This is a genomic window from Bacteroidota bacterium (assembly GCA_017303975.1).
Classification (GTDB): domain Bacteria; phylum Bacteroidota; class Bacteroidia; order JAFLBG01; family JAFLBG01; genus JAFLBG01.
Genome location: JAFLBG010000006.1, coordinates 92231 through 109202 on the forward strand (window position 1 = coordinate 92231; position 16972 = coordinate 109202).

At 33.6% G+C, this 16972-nt stretch carries 20 protein-coding genes; all 20 read left to right on the forward strand.

Annotated features, from left to right (window positions below; genetic code table 11):
- The first annotated feature begins 113 nt into the window (after positions 1-113).
- The 20 genes from J0M08_03875 (at position 114) to J0M08_03970 (ending at position 16920) form a co-directional block, all read left to right on the forward strand.
- On the forward strand, positions 114-1238 hold the full coding sequence (locus tag J0M08_03875; protein MBN8702177.1) for a tyrosine-type recombinase/integrase: 1125 nt from the start codon (positions 114-116) through the stop codon (positions 1236-1238).
- 93 nt (positions 1239-1331) lie between these two features.
- Entirely contained in the window at positions 1332-1835 is a 504-nt protein-coding gene (locus tag J0M08_03880; protein MBN8702178.1) for a hypothetical protein, read from the forward strand.
- Positions 1836-1871: 36 nt separating this feature from the next.
- On the forward strand, positions 1872-2405 hold the full coding sequence (locus J0M08_03885; protein ID MBN8702179.1) for a hypothetical protein: 534 nt from the start codon (positions 1872-1874) through the stop codon (positions 2403-2405).
- A 305-nt stretch (positions 2406-2710) separates the two neighbouring features.
- Positions 2711-2944: a thioredoxin family protein gene (locus tag J0M08_03890; GenBank protein MBN8702180.1), complete on the forward strand. Its 234-nt coding sequence runs from the start codon at positions 2711-2713 to the stop codon at positions 2942-2944.
- A 139-nt stretch (positions 2945-3083) separates the two neighbouring features.
- On the forward strand, positions 3084-3347 hold the full coding sequence (locus tag J0M08_03895) for a DUF2024 family protein (protein MBN8702181.1): 264 nt from the start codon (positions 3084-3086) through the stop codon (positions 3345-3347).
- A complete protein-coding gene (locus J0M08_03900) occupies positions 3347-3721 on the forward strand; it encodes a group III truncated hemoglobin (protein ID MBN8702182.1) in 375 nt (124 codons plus the stop codon). The genes J0M08_03895 and J0M08_03900 overlap by 1 nt, the downstream gene beginning before the upstream one ends.
- Positions 3718-4335, forward strand: coding sequence for a winged helix-turn-helix transcriptional regulator (locus J0M08_03905; protein MBN8702183.1), 618 nt, complete (start codon positions 3718-3720; stop codon positions 4333-4335). The genes J0M08_03900 and J0M08_03905 overlap by 4 nt, the downstream gene beginning before the upstream one ends.
- On the forward strand, positions 4332-4523 hold the full coding sequence (locus J0M08_03910; GenBank protein ID MBN8702184.1) for a hypothetical protein: 192 nt from the start codon (positions 4332-4334) through the stop codon (positions 4521-4523). The genes J0M08_03905 and J0M08_03910 overlap by 4 nt, the downstream gene beginning before the upstream one ends.
- Positions 4524-4595: 72 nt before the next feature.
- On the forward strand, positions 4596-5483 hold the full coding sequence (gene yhdJ / locus J0M08_03915; protein ID MBN8702185.1) for an adenine-specific DNA-methyltransferase: 888 nt from the start codon (positions 4596-4598) through the stop codon (positions 5481-5483).
- On the forward strand, positions 5455-6573 hold the full coding sequence (locus J0M08_03920) for a restriction endonuclease (protein ID MBN8702186.1): 1119 nt from the start codon (positions 5455-5457) through the stop codon (positions 6571-6573). The genes yhdJ and J0M08_03920 overlap by 29 nt, the downstream gene beginning before the upstream one ends.
- 186 nt (positions 6574-6759) lie before the next feature.
- Entirely contained in the window at positions 6760-7518 is a 759-nt protein-coding gene (locus tag J0M08_03925; protein ID MBN8702187.1) for a class I SAM-dependent methyltransferase, read from the forward strand.
- Between the two features lie 68 nt (positions 7519-7586).
- Complete coding sequence (locus tag J0M08_03930; protein MBN8702188.1) at positions 7587-9248, forward strand: VOC family protein; 1662 nt, start codon at positions 7587-7589, stop codon at positions 9246-9248.
- A gap of 554 nt (positions 9249-9802) precedes the next feature.
- A complete protein-coding gene (locus J0M08_03935; GenBank protein MBN8702189.1) occupies positions 9803-10663 on the forward strand; it encodes an AadS family aminoglycoside 6-adenylyltransferase in 861 nt (286 codons plus the stop codon).
- Between the two features lie 401 nt (positions 10664-11064).
- A complete protein-coding gene (locus tag J0M08_03940; protein MBN8702190.1) occupies positions 11065-11391 on the forward strand; it encodes a helix-turn-helix transcriptional regulator in 327 nt (108 codons plus the stop codon).
- A gap of 2 nt (positions 11392-11393) precedes the next feature.
- Positions 11394-12449, forward strand: coding sequence for a DNA (cytosine-5-)-methyltransferase (dcm, locus tag J0M08_03945; GenBank protein MBN8702191.1), 1056 nt, complete (start codon positions 11394-11396; stop codon positions 12447-12449).
- 1 nt (position 12450) lies between these two features.
- The gene (locus tag J0M08_03950; protein MBN8702192.1) at positions 12451-13899 is read left to right on the forward strand and encodes a restriction endonuclease; all 1449 of its coding nucleotides are present in this window, start codon (positions 12451-12453) and stop codon (positions 13897-13899) included.
- A gap of 7 nt (positions 13900-13906) precedes the next feature.
- Positions 13907-14668: a site-specific DNA-methyltransferase gene (locus J0M08_03955; GenBank protein MBN8702193.1), complete on the forward strand. Its 762-nt coding sequence runs from the start codon at positions 13907-13909 to the stop codon at positions 14666-14668.
- Between the two features lie 297 nt (positions 14669-14965).
- Positions 14966-16126, forward strand: a complete 1161-nt coding sequence (locus tag J0M08_03960) for a hypothetical protein (GenBank protein MBN8702194.1) — start codon at positions 14966-14968, stop codon at positions 16124-16126.
- Positions 16116-16619: a hypothetical protein gene (locus J0M08_03965; GenBank protein MBN8702195.1), complete on the forward strand. Its 504-nt coding sequence runs from the start codon at positions 16116-16118 to the stop codon at positions 16617-16619. The genes J0M08_03960 and J0M08_03965 overlap by 11 nt, the downstream gene beginning before the upstream one ends.
- A 4-nt stretch (positions 16620-16623) precedes the next feature.
- Positions 16624-16920, forward strand: a complete 297-nt coding sequence (locus J0M08_03970) for a hypothetical protein (protein ID MBN8702196.1) — start codon at positions 16624-16626, stop codon at positions 16918-16920.
- The last annotated feature ends 52 nt before the right edge of the window (positions 16921-16972 follow it).

The following is a 16972-nucleotide window of genomic DNA, read 5'->3' on the forward strand; positions in this document are numbered from 1 at the left end:
GATAAATCTACGAATAAATTTTGCTTTATACGCGTTCGCATGTTCATTTGCAGTAGTAAATGATATATTAAACTGTACCTGAGCAGTTGTTATAGATAAAATATTTTAAAGCTATGCCCGAAAAGTCCATTACCTTAAAAAACCTTTTTATTGATCAGAAAAAATGTGTTGGATTACAATTTTATCCCGACAAAATAATTCAAGCTCTTGTAAAAGAATTGCCTTCGCTCAGATATAGTGAGGAATTTAATATGGTGTATGTGCCTAATAACAAGGAGACTCTCGATCTAATTTTCAATAAATTTAGAGGAGTAGCTTGGATAAACTGCAATCATTTTTTCGTAAATCGCACCATAACCGGAACTAACGAAGCAGTAGATTTAAAATGGTTTAGAAGCCGAACCCACAGCCCTACATATAGGTCTTGTCCTGAGGAGTATTTGCAAAAGTTAGAACTTAAACGTTATTCCAATAATACTGTAAAAACATATGTAGGCTGCTTTGAGGTATTTATTAATTATTATCGCAGTGTAGAATTAATGAAGCTAAATGAGATTGATATTCGAAACTATCTTCAAAAACTTATTCAGGAAGGAAAGTCGAATTCCTATGTAAATCAAATGATCAATGCCATTAAATTTTATTACGAAGTGGTAAAAGGAATGCCCAATAGATTTTACAGTATTGAACGACCTCGCAAGGAGCACAAGTTGCCCAAGGTGTTGTCAAAGGAGGAGATTAAGGCCATCATAGCTAATACGAACAATATAAAACATAAATGCATTGTTGCCTTATTATATTCAGGAGGGCTAAGGAGAAGCGAGTTACTTAACTTAAAGCTATCGGATATTGACAGTAAGCGAATGTTAATTCGGGTAAATGCTGGCAAGGGCAATAAAGATAGATTTACCTTACTTTCGTCTGAAGTATTAAAAGATTTACGCATCTATTTTAAGGAATACAGGCCACACAAGTGGTTATTTGAAGGGCAATTTGGCGACCAATATAGCGCGGGAAGTGTAAAAGAGATCATAAATGCTGCGAGCAGAAAAGCAAGAATACATAAGGCTGTTAGTCCGCATATGTTGCGGCATAGTTTTGCAACACATTTATTGGAAAGTGGTACCGATTTGCGGTATATTCAAACGTTGCTGGGTCATAGTTCGAGCAAAACCACCGAAATTTATACACACGTAGCAGTTTCGGCTTTGGGATTAATAAAAAATCCATTAGATTAGCCCCAAAAACTATAATGTAAATAAGAGCAATGCTCTTAGCCCTACGTTGCCAGCAATGTTAGTTATTGCAACCTAAAATTTGACCTTAAGAATATGATTAAGAAAATTATATATATTGTAATTATATTTCTGACTTTTGGTTGTGAAAATTCCAATTCTCTTAGACCTGACCAAATTAATTCTGACAACTTACATTTTGACAAAATACCAAAAGAAAATTCGTTGGAATATGACACTTCCGAAGTATTATGGGATTATACGTTTGACACCATAACAAGCGTATATAAACCAACTAAATTACGTGTTTTTCTTACGGACACTTTAAGCGAAAAAACTATTGAGAAAATTGTAAATAAAACTTGGCCAAAAGTTCAAGTAAAATATTTGCGAACGTCTCATGACACTGTGTTCATTAAAATTCCTAATAGTACAGTTTTGACACAACAGATGGGAACAACAGGCGCAGACCAATTTATGGTATCCACTACTTATTCATTTACAGAACTGAAAGGAATTAAATTTGTCGCTTATGATTTTGAATTTGGTGACCATGCCAATCCCGGTGTTTACAATAGAAATTCGTGGGACAATCGGTAAACAATTAATTAAATATCAAAAAACAAACAAATTTTTATGAATAGAAATAAAATAAAATTCTCGCTTATTCTTTTATGTTTGGTATTTTTCACACTAACTAATTTTGCATTAACTGGTAATATAAGACTGACTTACAAACCTAAAGGAATCATTGTACTGTTTTATTTTGACAGTTTAAAAGTCTATTCTGATACAACATCCATATTAAATTTAATTAGCAAAATGGAAAAGAATAATTACTTAAACCGTTCAAGAAATTTAATACTTAAAAGTATTCAACAAACTAACAATGACACAATTTCATTCTACGGACACTCATTTCCATTTCACGATAAAGTTGATAGTATCGAATGGAATATTAGCAATTTAATAATTCAATTGACTGATAGAGGAAATGTAGTGATTTTTGACAAAGAAAACCAAATCGTAAAAAAAATTAAAACAAAAAAAATTACCGAAACTTCCAAGCATCGAACTATTATAGACAAAGTGTATATAAATAAGACCGACAACACAGTACTTTTTAAGAAGAATTTAATGTTAGCAACACGTTGTGGCAATTCGTTTTAACCTGAAAAAAATAAAACACTGCTGGCAACATTGGCTAACCGCGAGTAGCGGCATTTGTGCTTCGTCAGACAATTTTTCGTATATTTGAAAATTGGTTCTTCGCAAGGAACATTTTAGTAAAAATCCGCTCCCCGCGTTTAGCCAAGTAACGTTACCTGCAAGTGTAACAGACCGACAATCCTAAACAAGCCAGCAATAAATTTTGACTGAAAAAGAAAATGTTGAAAACTTTTATTTCATTAAGTTAGTTATCCTAACTATATTTGCACCGACAATAATGTCATAACAAATTAAATTCATAAAAAATGAGTAAATCAGTTTTCTATCACGCAGGTTGTCCTGTTTGCGTAAGTGCAGAACACGACATCATTAACCTTTTAGGTCAAGACAATGTAGATGTTGTTCACTTCGGTAACGACAAATCTAGAATTGACGAAGCAGAAAAAGCAGGTGTAAAATCTGTTCCAGCATTGGTTACACCAAATGGAAATGTGCTACACATCAACTTTGGTGCATCAATGGCAGACGTAAAAGGTTAAAAAATTTGCCCCATAAAGTTAGGATAACTACCTTTGTGGGGCATTTTAAAAATGTAAAATGAAACCAATTTTAAATATTGTTTTGCTTTTAATCTGTTTTCAAGGTTATAGCCAAACTCAACATAAAACAAATACTAAAATGAAAATAGCAGTATGGGACACCTATGTAACAAAAAAAGACGGAACAATAATGCATTTTGACATTCTTGCACCCGAAACCATTAAAGATACAAGCGTAATATATAATTATGGTAAGGATTATTTAAAATCAAAAGAGCAAGAAGAACAACCTTTGACATCAAAGGAATGTAGATTTTGCCACGTTGAAACTTTACGACCACAATGGGAAACAGAAATTAAGCAAAATGGATATTTCATCATTGAAATGGAAAATTGTAATTAATGAAAAAAGATATCGAAAATAGAGAAGACATTATTTTACTTGTAAATACATTTTACAATTCAGTAAAAGAAAATAAAACACTTGGTTATATTTTTAATGATGTAGCCAAAATTGAATGGGAAAGTCATTTACCAAAAATGTATTCGTTTTGGGCAAGTTTGCTTTTAGCAGAACATAGTTTTTCAGGCAATCCAATGGAAAAACATATTGCTTTAAGCAAAATCACATCAATGACAGAAACTGAATTTTCAGAATGGCTTTTACTTTTTACAAATACTGTTGATGCACTTTTTGAAGGAGAAACAGCCAATGAAGCAAAATTAAGAGCAGGAAACATAGCACGTTTAATGCTTCATAAAATCCAAACTGTATGAAAAAATCGGCATTCGACTTAGAACACCAAAATTCGAGTATTGAAAGCAAAATTATTGCTTCATTAGAAAGGGTTTCACAGGCATTTAGAGTTTTGCTTTGGAACGAGAGTAAAGAACATTCGCTAAGCCCAATTCAGGTTCAAGTGCTGATATTTTTATTACATCATTCAGACCAAAAAAGGAAAGTGAGTTACTTGGCAGACGAGTTTAATATGACAAAAGCAACTATCAGCGACACCATAAAAACTCTTGAACAAAAACAACTCATCAAAAAAGAATTCGAGCAACACGACACAAGAAGTTATATAATTCAGCTAACAAAAAAAGGAAAAGAAATTGCAGAACAGACTTCTTTGTTTGCAAAACAAATTCAAGTTCCTATTGACAAATTGCATTCAACAGACAAAGAAAATTTATTATTAAGTTTATTAGACATCATTCATCATTTGAATAAATCAGGAATAATAACTATTCAAAGAATGTGTTTTACTTGCCATTTCTATAAAGCAAACAAAAACGGACAAGAACACTTTTGCGGACTTCTAAACACCAAACTTGCCGACACAGAATTACGCATTGACTGTGCAGAACATAATCAAAAACAAGCTGTATGACAAGAACACCAGCAGGTAACAGCGGTTTGGCAAAAGTGGCGGTTTCGTTCTCCGCAGACACATTTGTGGTTAATCAAAGTTTGGTTCTCCGCATCAACATTTGTGGTGAAAATCGCCACCTTCGCCAAGCCGCAAACCGTTGGCAGCAATTTTTGGGCAGCAGTGCTTCACCGACAGTTTGTGAATAAAAACCGCCTGACTTTCAAGAGGACGACCTGTTTTTTTGACTACTTTTGAAACAACTTTATTGGTAAATGACAATGGAAATATTGGGTAACAACAGACATAAAATTATTCACGGTGACGCTTTACAAGCATTGACAACGCTTGCAGACAATTCTATTGACTTGATTTTCGCAGACCCGCCTTACAACATCGGTAAAAACTTCAACGGACACAAGGACAAATGGGCTACAGAGGAAGAATATCTGACTTGGTGTTACAAATGGCTTGACTTGTGCGTTCAAAAACTTAAACCGACTGGAAGTTTTTATGTAATGACCGCAACGCAGTTCATGCCTTATTTTGACATTCACCTTCGCAAAAAACTTGACATCCTTTCAAGGGTTGTTTGGAGTTATGACAGTTCAGGCGTTCAGGCAAAAAAATACTTCGGTTCAATGTATGAGCCGATTTTGTTTTGCGTTAAGGACAAAGACAAATACACATTCAATGCTGACGACATTTTAGTTGAAGCAAAAACAGGAGCAAAAAGAAAATTGATTGATTATCGTAAAGCCGTTCCGACAGTTTACAATTCTGAAAAAGTTCCTGGCAACGTTTGGGAATTTGCAAGAGTGCGTTACCGCATGGACGAATACGAAAATCACCCAACACAAAAACCAATCGCACTACTTGAAAGAATTATCAAAGCAAGTTCAAACGAGGGTGATTTGGTGCTTGACCCATTTTCGGGAACATTCACAACTTGCTTTGTCGCAAAAGAATTAGGTAGAAATTCCATTGGCATAGAGTTACAAGATGAGTATGTAAAAATCGGTTTGCGGAGATTGCATTTAGCCAAAGAGTTTAAAGGCGAAAAACTGCAAAAAGAAATCCGCACTTTTGAAACCGAAAAGTTGGCGACTGCAACCAACCTAAAATTATTTGAAGAGCCACATGGAAAATATATTCACAGCAAACATTAAAGCCATTTTACAAAAGCACTTTGGCAAAAGTGCTGATGATGTTTTTGAAAAGAGCCAACTTATTCAATACATCAACGAGAAAACCCGTTCAGCAAACAAGGGTTCAAAAGCCCGTTCAAGTTTTGCAAACCTTTACGCCATTTATGTAATCATTGAGGACTACATCGCTAAAGGTTACGACAAGAAAGGCGACTATTCAAAATATGAAGGTGCGGCATTTGTAAAACTTTTCACCCGACAAAGAGAATTACCATTCGGAAGCAAACTTCAAAACCATGCGTTGAACAATCGCATGAACTCCGAGTTTCAAAAGTATTTTCCGAGTTCAGAGTTCATCCCCATTCTTCGCAATCTTGAAACCAATCGTTATTGGTTCAATGAAAACCTTTTGAAAATAAAAGTTGGCTCCGCCAACTTCAATATCGCTAAGGTTATCATTGAGATTATTGACGACTATGCAAAGACAAAGCAAGATGCATTTCAGCGTTTCGTGAAGTCATGCGAAGAACTTCAAAAAGTTGGAAAGAAAACTCCGAAAAAAGTTGAGGAGTTTATCATCGGTTTGCTTGCTCCAAATGTTGATGCACGGCTTTTTGAAATTGTGAGCTATTCTATTCTCAAATACTTTTATCACGACCAGCAAATTATTTGGGGTTTTGAGATGGATAAACTCAACCGAGAAAATTTGAAGCTTTACAAGACAGGCAGAACCAACGCTAATGACGGAGGAATTGACTTTGTAATGAAACCGCTTGGCAGATTTTTTCAGGTAACAGAAACTCTTGACTTCAAAAAATATTTCCTTGACATTGACAAAATTCAAAAGTATCCAATCACTTTCGTGATTAAATCTACCGAACCGACCAAAGACCTATTAAAGAAAATCCGTGATAACGCAGGCAAAACATATTCAATCAAAGCCATCGTTGATAAATACATGGACTGCATTGAAGAAGTGATAAATATTCCAACTCTCACAGACAGATTTAATGAAGCAGTGAAGCAAAGTTATTTGAATAAAATCCTTGACGAGATTGTAACGCAAAGCAAAGTGGAGTTTAACTACGAAGAAAGTGAAGATGAAGATTGAAACGACACAACTTCGGACAGAAAGTAAAACTGCTGCCAACAAGGGCTTGCCAAAAGCGGGGGGGACGAGCTTCTATGACAGTTTTGTGCTTAACCAAACTTTAGTTTTTCAAATGAACGGCAGTGCTGATATGCCCCGCCTTCGGCAAGCCCCGGAACGTTAGTGGCAAGTTTAACCAACACTCAAATGAACACATTCAAGGACAATTTTTCAAAGCAAGCCGAGGTATATGTTAAGTTTAGACCAACTTACCCAACTGAATTATTTGAGTTTTTAGCAAACTTGACATTAGAACACAAATTAGCTTGGGACTGCGGAACAGGAAACGGACAATCTGCAATGAAATTAGCTAATTACTATGAAAAAGTTTATGCGACAGATCCAAGCCAAGAACAAATAAAAAATGCTATTCCACACGACAGAATAGTTTATAAAGTTGAAAATGCCGAAAATCCAAGTTCAATAGAAAACAATTCAGTTGATATAATCACAGTTGCACAAGCAGTTCATTGGTTTGACTTCGACAAATTTTATACCGAAGTAAAAAGAGTTTTAAAACCGAATGGAATAATTGCAGTTTGGGCTTATGGTGTTCCGACAATAAGTAAAGAATTAGACATCATAATCAAAGACTTTCACGACAACATTGTTGGCGAATTTTGGCTATCCGAAAACAAGCTAATTGACAAGGAATATTCAACAATACCGTTTCCATTTGACGAAATAAAAACACCCGATTTTTTTATCAAAAAGCAAGTAACACTTTCCGAAACATTAGGACATTTAAGAAGTTGGTCGGCTACTCAAAAATATATAGACAAGTATAACGAAAATCCTATGGAAAACTTGTCACAAAAGTTGCAACAACATTGGGGAGGAATTGAAACATATAAGGAAATGACCTGGAAACTAATCTTAAAAGTAGGAAAAATTGTCAAATACTAACACATACTTAAACCATTAGCAGCAAGTTAAAAAGATATACTTCATAAAAATAACATTCATACAGAAAAATGAAAATACTCAGTTTATTATTATTTACATTATCTACCTGTCTATCTTGTTCACAACAAAAGAGAAGTAATTCACTCTTTGACAATTTAAAGAACAACAACTTCACAGTGCATAATGACTTTGAAACATACTTTAAAAACTGTGGTGTAGAAGGCTCTATCGTAATTTTCGATAAAAATAATCAACATTGGATTTTATCTGACACACTCAATGTAAAGACCGAAAGTTTGCCAGCTTCAACTTTCAAAATCATTAATTTATTGATAGCCTTAGAAACTAAAACTATAAAAGACGAAAATGAAATTGTGAAATGGGTTGGCAAAACAGATACTGTAAAGTACGGTTATAGACCTGAAATTTATCACGATATGTCAGTTAAACAAGCGTTTGAAGTTTCGGCAGGTTGGGTGTTTATTGAGTTGGCAAAAAAAATAGGCAAAGACAACTACAAAAAATATTTATCCGCTTGTAATTATGGAAATCTTAATCTTACTCAAAACAATGATGATTTTTGGAACTTCGGCAACTTCGGTATTTCACCAATTAATCAAGTTGAATTTATCAAAAATTTGTACGAGGAAAAATTACCTTTTTCAGAACGAAATATAGAAATTGTAAAAAAAGTGATGCTTTCCGAACAAACAAACAATTATACGATTAGAGCAAAAACAGGTTGGACAAGAGAAAACAATACTAACACAGGTTGGTGGGTTGGTTATTTGGAAACTCAAAATAATACCTATTTCTTTGCCACTCGATTGTTGCAAAACAGAAAAAACAATCGAGATGATTTTGGAAGTTGTAGAAAAGAAATAACAAAAAAAATATTCTATGATTTGGGATTTCTACAAGGCAATGAAAGTTCTATAAAAAATAATTCTTTATTTAATTCCATTGACCATATTCCCATTGTGGTAAACGATTTAGTAAAAATTAAAGATATTTTTAAAAACCAATTACATTTCACCATAAAAGAAGGAAAAGTACACGAAGGCATAAAAAACTGTTTTGTAAAATTTCAAGACGGCACTTATCTTGAATTTATAGAACCTTTGGACAATTCACAAACTATTGGCAAATATTACGCTAACTTTTTAAAAACAAGACAAGGTGGAACTTCTTTGGCTATTTCAGTTTCAAATGCTGAATTGATAAAAAAAATGTTGAAAGAAAAAACCATGCAATTTACTGCTGACAGTACTAAAATATGGCAAACTATTGAACCTGAGAACGCTGATTTATTTTTTATTGAATACGTTAACAAAAATTGGAAAGAAAATGCAACAATTACAACACATTCAAATACGGCAAAATCCTTAACAGCAATTTATTTTCTGACAAATAAAATTGAAGTAGAAATTAAAAAATATAAGGCATTAGGTTTTACAGAAATTGAAAGTGGCAACTATTTAGAAACGCCTTATCGATTATTTAAAGTAGGACAAAGCAATTTATATTTGTTAGACGGAAAAAAATCAAGCAAAATAAATCAATTATTGCACTCAAAAAAACTGCAAGGAATTTGCGGATTTGAAATAAAAGTAAATTCGCTACCAGTGTTTAACAGTCAGATTAAACAAAACAAAAATGTAGTTTTTGAAAAAAATAGCACAACAACTTATTTCTCAGATTACAACATTTTTATTACGTTTACCGAATGAAAAAATATGGGCAGAAAAATAAAACCTGCCACTAACATCGGTTTGGCAATATGGCGGCTGAACTGCTTCTATGAAACATTCGTGCAAGGTTCAAAAGTAGTAATTCCAATGAACTTTTGTGCTAAAAATCCGCCACATCGCCAAGCCGTAAACCGTTGTGTGCAACATATTTTCCGAACTTACGCTGAACGTTCCTCTCCTATTTTTTCTGAATAAATTTTAGCCGAAAAATCTTGCGTGAAAAACTAAAACAGAACCGAACTTTGTCGATAAACTTTGTGTTGAAAATACGTTGTGAAATCAAAACCTGAAAATAAACGTTGCGTGAAAACCCGAACTTTGCCGATAAACTTTGTGTTGAGTTTTTAAGTTCTGAAAATATTATGCAGCACACAACAGCGGTTTAAAAATATGGCGAGTTTCGGGAAAATCCGAAATTACGCTATTGTTTAATTTAAAGTTTTGGTTATATTTGTGAAGGCTTGGTGTTGCATTTTCGCCACATTTTTAAGCCGCGAAACGTTGTACGACATAGTAAAACCCACCTCGTAAAAATGAAAGTTCGTGACGAAAAACTAAAAGCAATAATTGATTGGTCTAAAAATAACCGAGACATAAGAGCAGTATTATTGACAAGTTCACTTGTAAATCCATTAGCACCTGTTGACGATTTTAGCGACTTAGACATTGAACTTATATTCGAAAATAACGCCAAATATATTTCAGACAATACTTGGACAGAAAATTTTGGAAATCCAATTGCAATGGTTGAAGAAGACGAAACCTATTTCGAAGGTAAACACGCTATGAAAATGGTTTTATATGCTGACTATGTCAAAGTAGATTTCAAATTATACAGCAAACCCGAATTTTTACTTGACGCAAAAAAAAATGAATTACACGAAGATTGGGATATTGGCTATAAAGTTTTGGTGGATAAAGAAGGGCTAACAAATAGTCTAAAAAAGCCTACTCACCAGATTTTTATAATAAAAAAACCTACAGAAAAAAAATTCAAACAAGTTTTAAATGACTTTTGGTGGGACATTGCTCATACCGCAAAATGTATTATTAGGGATGACTTGTTTTATACAAAGTTTATGACTGAAAATAATATCCGAACAGACTATTTAATCCCTTTAATCGAATGGTACATTTCAAGCGAACATAATTGGAATATTACAACCAATAAATACGGCAGACTTTTTAAAAAATACCTGACTACCGATTTGTGGGAAACAATAGAACAAACATTTTCAGGAAGTAAAAAAAATGATAATTGGGATGCTTTATTTGCAATGGCTGATTTAGTTTCAAAAATTGGAACTGAATTATCGAAAAAACTAAATTATGATTATCCCAAAAAATTAGAAAAAGACATACGAAAATATTTGGACGAATTAAAAACTAAATAAATAACTACGTCGTACAACAAGGTATTGCCAAAAGCGGGGCTGAACGACTTCGATTGGACATTTGTGCAAGGTTCAACATTCGTCCTTCGTTTGAACTTTTGCGCTAAAAATCCCCGCCTTCGGCAATACCCAAACCGTTGTGTGCAACCCCAAAAGACGACACTACCGACAATAAACGAACAGAAAAAAGACAGACAAAATGCCAACCCTTCGCAAAATAAAAAGAGCTGCAAGCCAACGCACAAGCCGACACAAATTGCAGCACATATTATTTTGCCCAACCGCACCCAAGCCCACCCACCACCCTAATCAGTAGTTGACAAGTTTTTGCTAAATATTTTGGCTATCAACAGAGATATTACTACTTTTGACAAAATTGTCAAGGCAAAATATTCAAGACTATGAAAGAAACTTTTGGAGAATACATCCACAATTTGAGAGTTGAGCACGGTTTGACTTTGACCAAACTTGCGGCTTCTCTTGATATAGACCAATCGACACTTTCTAAAATTGAAAATCAGAAACGCAGTATACCTGAAGAAAAACTTCCAAAACTTGCAAAGATTTTCAAATTGGACATCAAGAAACTTGAAAACGAATTTTACAGCGAAAAAATTGCAGAAATGATTTATCGAGTTCCGAACTCAGCCGAACTATTGACACTAGCCGAAGAAAAAGCTAAGTATTATAGAACTAAAAAGGTGGAACAAGGAAAAATAAAGTTTTAACTATGATAGGAGCATCTTTATTTTCAAGTGCAGGCATAGCAGAAACTTACTTAAATGAAGTAGGAATAGAGATTGTTGCTGCCAATGAATTAATACAAGAAAGAGCAAATCTTTACCAAGCACTATATCCGACATCTAAAATGATCGCTGGAAATATTTTAGATGAAACCTTATTTAAAACCCTTGTCAAAAGCACCCCGAAAAAATTAGATTTTCTTATTGCTTCACCTCCTTGTCAAGGAATGAGTGTTGCAGGAAAAAATCGAAATACGGAGCAAATGCTCAATGACGAGAGAAATTACCTTGTTTTTAAAATAATTGATTTTATAAAATTAAAATCTCCTGATTTTGTATTAATTGAAAATGTCCCAACATTTTTCAAGCTTCTTTTACCATACAAAAGTGAATTTTTAAAGGTCATAGATATTTTAAACGATTTATTTGGAGAAGAATATAATATTGAAGCTAATGTTTATGATGCAGCTGAATTTGGCGTTGCTCAAAGACGAACAAGAGCAATTATAAAATTGTATCGAAAAGGTAAAAAATGGGGACAACCAAAAAAATCTGAAAAGCAAATAACCGTAGAAGATAAAATTGGTTTTTTGCCAAGCATTGAAGCAGGGCAAAAATCAAAAATCAAATGGCATTTTGCTAGGAAACATTCTGAAAGCCATATTGAATGGATGAAGCATACTCCAACAGGTCAAACGGCTTTTGATAACCCCAATTTTTTTCCAGTTAAAGCTAATGGAGAAAAGATTAAAAGCTACAATACAACTTACAGACGAATTAAATGGGATGAACCCGCACCAACAATTACTATGAGAAATGATGCAATTAGCTCTCAATTAAATGTTCATCCAGGAAGGAAACTGAAAAATGGAATTTATTCAGATGCAAGGGTCTTAACTCCATTAGAATTAATGTTACTATCATCATTGCCTCAAGATTGGAATATTCCAGATAAAACCCCTGAATTATTAATCAGAAAATGTATTGGAGAATGTATTCCACCTTTACTAATTAAAAATATCGTTGCTCAAATAAATCAATAAAATGACTTTAAGAATTGATAGTAAGAAATGGATTTTGTACAGACACACAAGGGATTTTGATAAACTTTGTGTTGTTGCTGAATTTTTGAAGTCGTACACAAAGACAGGCATTTCAACTGACGAGAAAACGCAATTAAATTTAAAGTTGCGTGAATTAGGATTGTACAACGAGAGAAATCCTGAATTGCCGCTTGATGCAATTAATCACAAAATCAATCAACTTTCGTATTATATGTTTGGCTATCAAGCCAAAGTTGACGGGCAGGACAGATTTTTATTCAGTCCGCTTGGGAATTTATTTTTAAAACACGTTGAAGACAAAGAAAAAACAGCGAAAATTTTTCTTACAATGCTTTGGGCTGTTCAATATCAGCACCCTCATAGCGGAACAGCCAACGATTTTCAACTGTATCCTTTTCGTTTGATTTACAAACTACTTTCAGAACCTAAACTTTCCAATAAACTTTATGCTTTTGAAGTTGCTTATTCTGTTGTTTTCCTACAAGAGGCAACTAAAGAGACTTACAATGAATTAGTCAATGAATTGTTGGACTTACGAAAACTTTCAGATAATGAACTTGAAGAGAAATTCCAAGAAAACAAACACGCCTTTGTGAACTCTGCATATGAATGGGATTATTACGTTTCAAGATTGTTTGAAAGTGCAGGTGTTTTGAATAAACAAGATGGTGTAGTTATTACCAAACTGCAACACGGAACTACAAATACATTTAGAAAAATTACAAGAAACGAAGTTTCTATTCCCGATAATCTAAAATCATTGGTTGAACAGCTACAAAACGAATATTCGTTTTTAGAAAAACCATTATTACTTAATGACCCTGAACGTCTGAAATTAGACGTTATCAAAGAAATTTACAGTTTTTATCCAAAAACACTTTTGGTTGAAATTGGCGAAGCTGTTGATGACTTTAAATTTGAGTTACTAAATCTTCCAAAACTAATTGAACAATACGCCAATAATAACGAAGGAGCAGAAGCATATCTATTTGAGGATGCTTTGGCAGACGGTTTCAATATGTTCCACAATGTAGAAGCACAAAAAATCAGTGGAGCAGGAAACACAGATTTGGAATGTTTGTACATTCCAAGAAAGAAGAAATTTACTGTTGAAGCCAAATCAACTAAAAACAAACTTTCTAGCGTAAACGCAGGACGATTGGCAGGACACAGAGAAAAAATTGGTGGTGCTTATACAATAGTTGTTACGCCAAGATACGTTCCTGCGGTACTGCAAGATATTCGTACAAGTCCAATTGTGATAATACGTGCAAATACTTTTTCTGAATATCTATACAACTGTATTGACAATGATGTAAGAGAAATTGACTACGAAGATTTTGACAGCATTATTATCAATAATCTAGGAAAAGACATCAGTAAAAACATTTCAGACTTGACTATTTCAAGGTTCGCAACTTCAAAATAAACTTGCTATGATTACAATTACAAGAGAAAACAATATAGAATTAATGGCAAGGTATCCCGACAATTATTTTGACCTTGCAATAGTGGACCCACCTTATGGAATATTAAACAAAACAAAACGTGGCGGTGACTATAAATTCAATATGGATGAATATAGTCAATGGGATGTAAAACCCAATGATGATTACTTCAATGAGTTATTTCGTGTTTCAAAAAATCAAATTATATGGGGCGGAAACTACTTTGGGCAACTATGGACAAGAAGTGAATACAACAAAGGATTTATCATTTGGGACAAAAAACAACCAGAAACGCTAAATAATTTTTCAATGGCTGAAATGGCTTGGAGTTCGTTAGACAAGCCTTCAAAAATTTTTGAATTTAGCGTAAGAAAAAACAGAAATAAAATTCATCCGACACAAAAACCTGTTGAACTCTACGAATGGCTTTTGAAAATGTACGCTAAACAAGGTGACAAAATTTTAGACACACATTTGGGTAGCGGAACTATTGCGATTGCTTGCTACAAAGCAGGTTTGAGTTTAACCGCTTGTGAAATCAGCGAAACATATTATTTCAGTGCTTTAGAAAAAATTAAAGAAGCTGTACCTGAAAATGCAATTCACACAAACGATTCAGATGCTTTTTCATTGACATTTCCCGAACAAAAAACATCTAAAAACGGACTTCATAAATTGTATAAAGAACACGTTGAACAACTTAGATTATTTAAAGAAAGTAGAGCAAAATATTATTTAGAAACACGTTAAAACACCAACGCATTTGGAGGCACATTTGCAAAACCGCACAATCCCACGCTAAAGCCAAGTTTTGCAAAAGAGCCACCAAGCTAACCCAAGACAAAGTAGATACTAAATGACTGACAAACAGACGATAAAGACAGAAGGGCAGCACACAACAGCGGTTTTGCGTAATGGCGGGTGCAGTGGTAAATTGAAGGTCAGTTTTTCAAATTAACTTTGTGGAGGGTTGACAGTTTAGTGCTTCGAAATCCGCCACTACGCAAAGCCGCGAAACGTTAGTGGCAATTTTTAGAGAACTGAACAATGAAACAAATTTTACTCATATTAACGACTTTTTTGACTTTGGCTTGTAACGGACAAGTACCAAAGCAAGATAAATTTGCATTGACCGTTTCTCCAATTATTGACAAAACTGACAAAACAAATCAGATAATTATTGAAACGTTGACTGAATTTCTAAAAACCAAAAATACTTCGATGACAGAGAATAAATTTTGGGCTCAATCAGATTTTCAAAAGTTCATTTATCCATATCTCGACATTTATAATATTGAAAACTCAAAATATGGGAAAGATTTTTATTTGCCTACTTTAGTGGATATAATTCCTACCGAAAGACAAAATCAAAAAATTGTAAAGCTTGCTTTTATCGGACATAACAATGAAACAAAAGAAAATCAGTTAAAATCAATATACAATCTAATTGCTAACATCAAACAAGACAAAATAGTATTTAGCAGATATTTGGATTATTCAACTAGAAATTGGACAGCAATAACAGACGTAAAACTGGGTTTGACCTATAAAATATCTCCAAATAAAATAGCAAACGAAAAAGAAATTGCTGAACAAAAAAATGATATTGAAAAACTTTGCCAATTTTTTAAGTGTAATCCAATTTATTTAACTTATTATTCTTGTGTAAATCCAAAAGAAATTTTTGAAATAAAAGGCTTTGACTACAATCCAATGATGTATGTTGACAAAACTGGCGGACTTGCTGATTATGGTAATATTATTTTTTCAGGGAATAATTCCGAAATTTATACACACGAAATAGTACACATTTATACTCACGAACTTTATCCCAAAATTGACAAATTTATTGACGAGGGAATTGCAACATACATTGCAGGAAGTGGTAAATACGACTATGAATGGCATCGTAAAAAATTAGCGAAATTTATCGCAGAAAATCTGACATTTAATTTTGCTGAACATTTTGACCCATATGAAAGAATTTATTTTGAAAATGAAACTTCAGTTCCATATTTGACTTCGGCACTTATTTGTGAAAGGACAATGCGAATTTATGGAAAAGATAAATTATTGGTATTGCTAAAATCTGAAACAGAATTATGGCAGACCTTGAAAACAGTAGGTTTGACAAAAGAAAATATAAATAACGAATTGAGAGAACAAATAAAACTGCCACTAACATCGGTTTGGCAATATGGCGGCTGAAGTGCTAAATTCAACAGCAGTTCTTCGATTGAACTTTGGTGCAAAACTGAACATATGTGCTTCGATTTCCGCCACATCGCCAAGCCGAAAACCGTTAGCAGCAACCCTAACTGACGACATTGCAAATACCAATAAACTGACAAAGACAATGGAATATTCTGAACTTGACCATTTAAAAGACAAAGAACAAATCGTAACTGACATTTACGAAAAGCTTATTACTGACCTTCAAAAATTCGGACAACTAAAAATTGAACCTAAAAAGACAAGTATTCATCTCGGGAATAGATTCGGCTTTGCAGGTGTATATACCCGTAAGGACTACATTAACCTTGAAGTTCACTTAAACTACAAACTGACAAGCGACAGAGTATCAAAGGTAGAACAAGCCTCAGTAAATCGTTTTCACCACACAATCAAATTGACAAACCCCAAAGACGTTAACAAAGAATTATTAACTTGGTTAAAGGCAGCATACGACCTTAAAAAGTAGACAAATGGACAATATTATCAAAGGATTTATTGCAGGAACAATTTTCGGAATAGTGTCAATCATTCCAATGTTCTTTATGAAATTTGAAGATAAAACAAGAGCAATCACAGCTTCATTTATCAGCAGATTCGCAATTGGATTTATCATCTTCAATATGGAACTTCCTATGCTTGGATGGCTTAAAGGCGGGCTTGTAGGGTTTATTTTAAGTTTACCAGACGCAATAATTACAAAGCAGTATAAACCTATACTCGGACTTGGACTAATTGGTGGAATTATTTGTGGATTCTTTTTAACGTGACATCAAAACATCAAGACAAAGAAGAAGGGTATGCTGCTAACAGGCGTTTGGC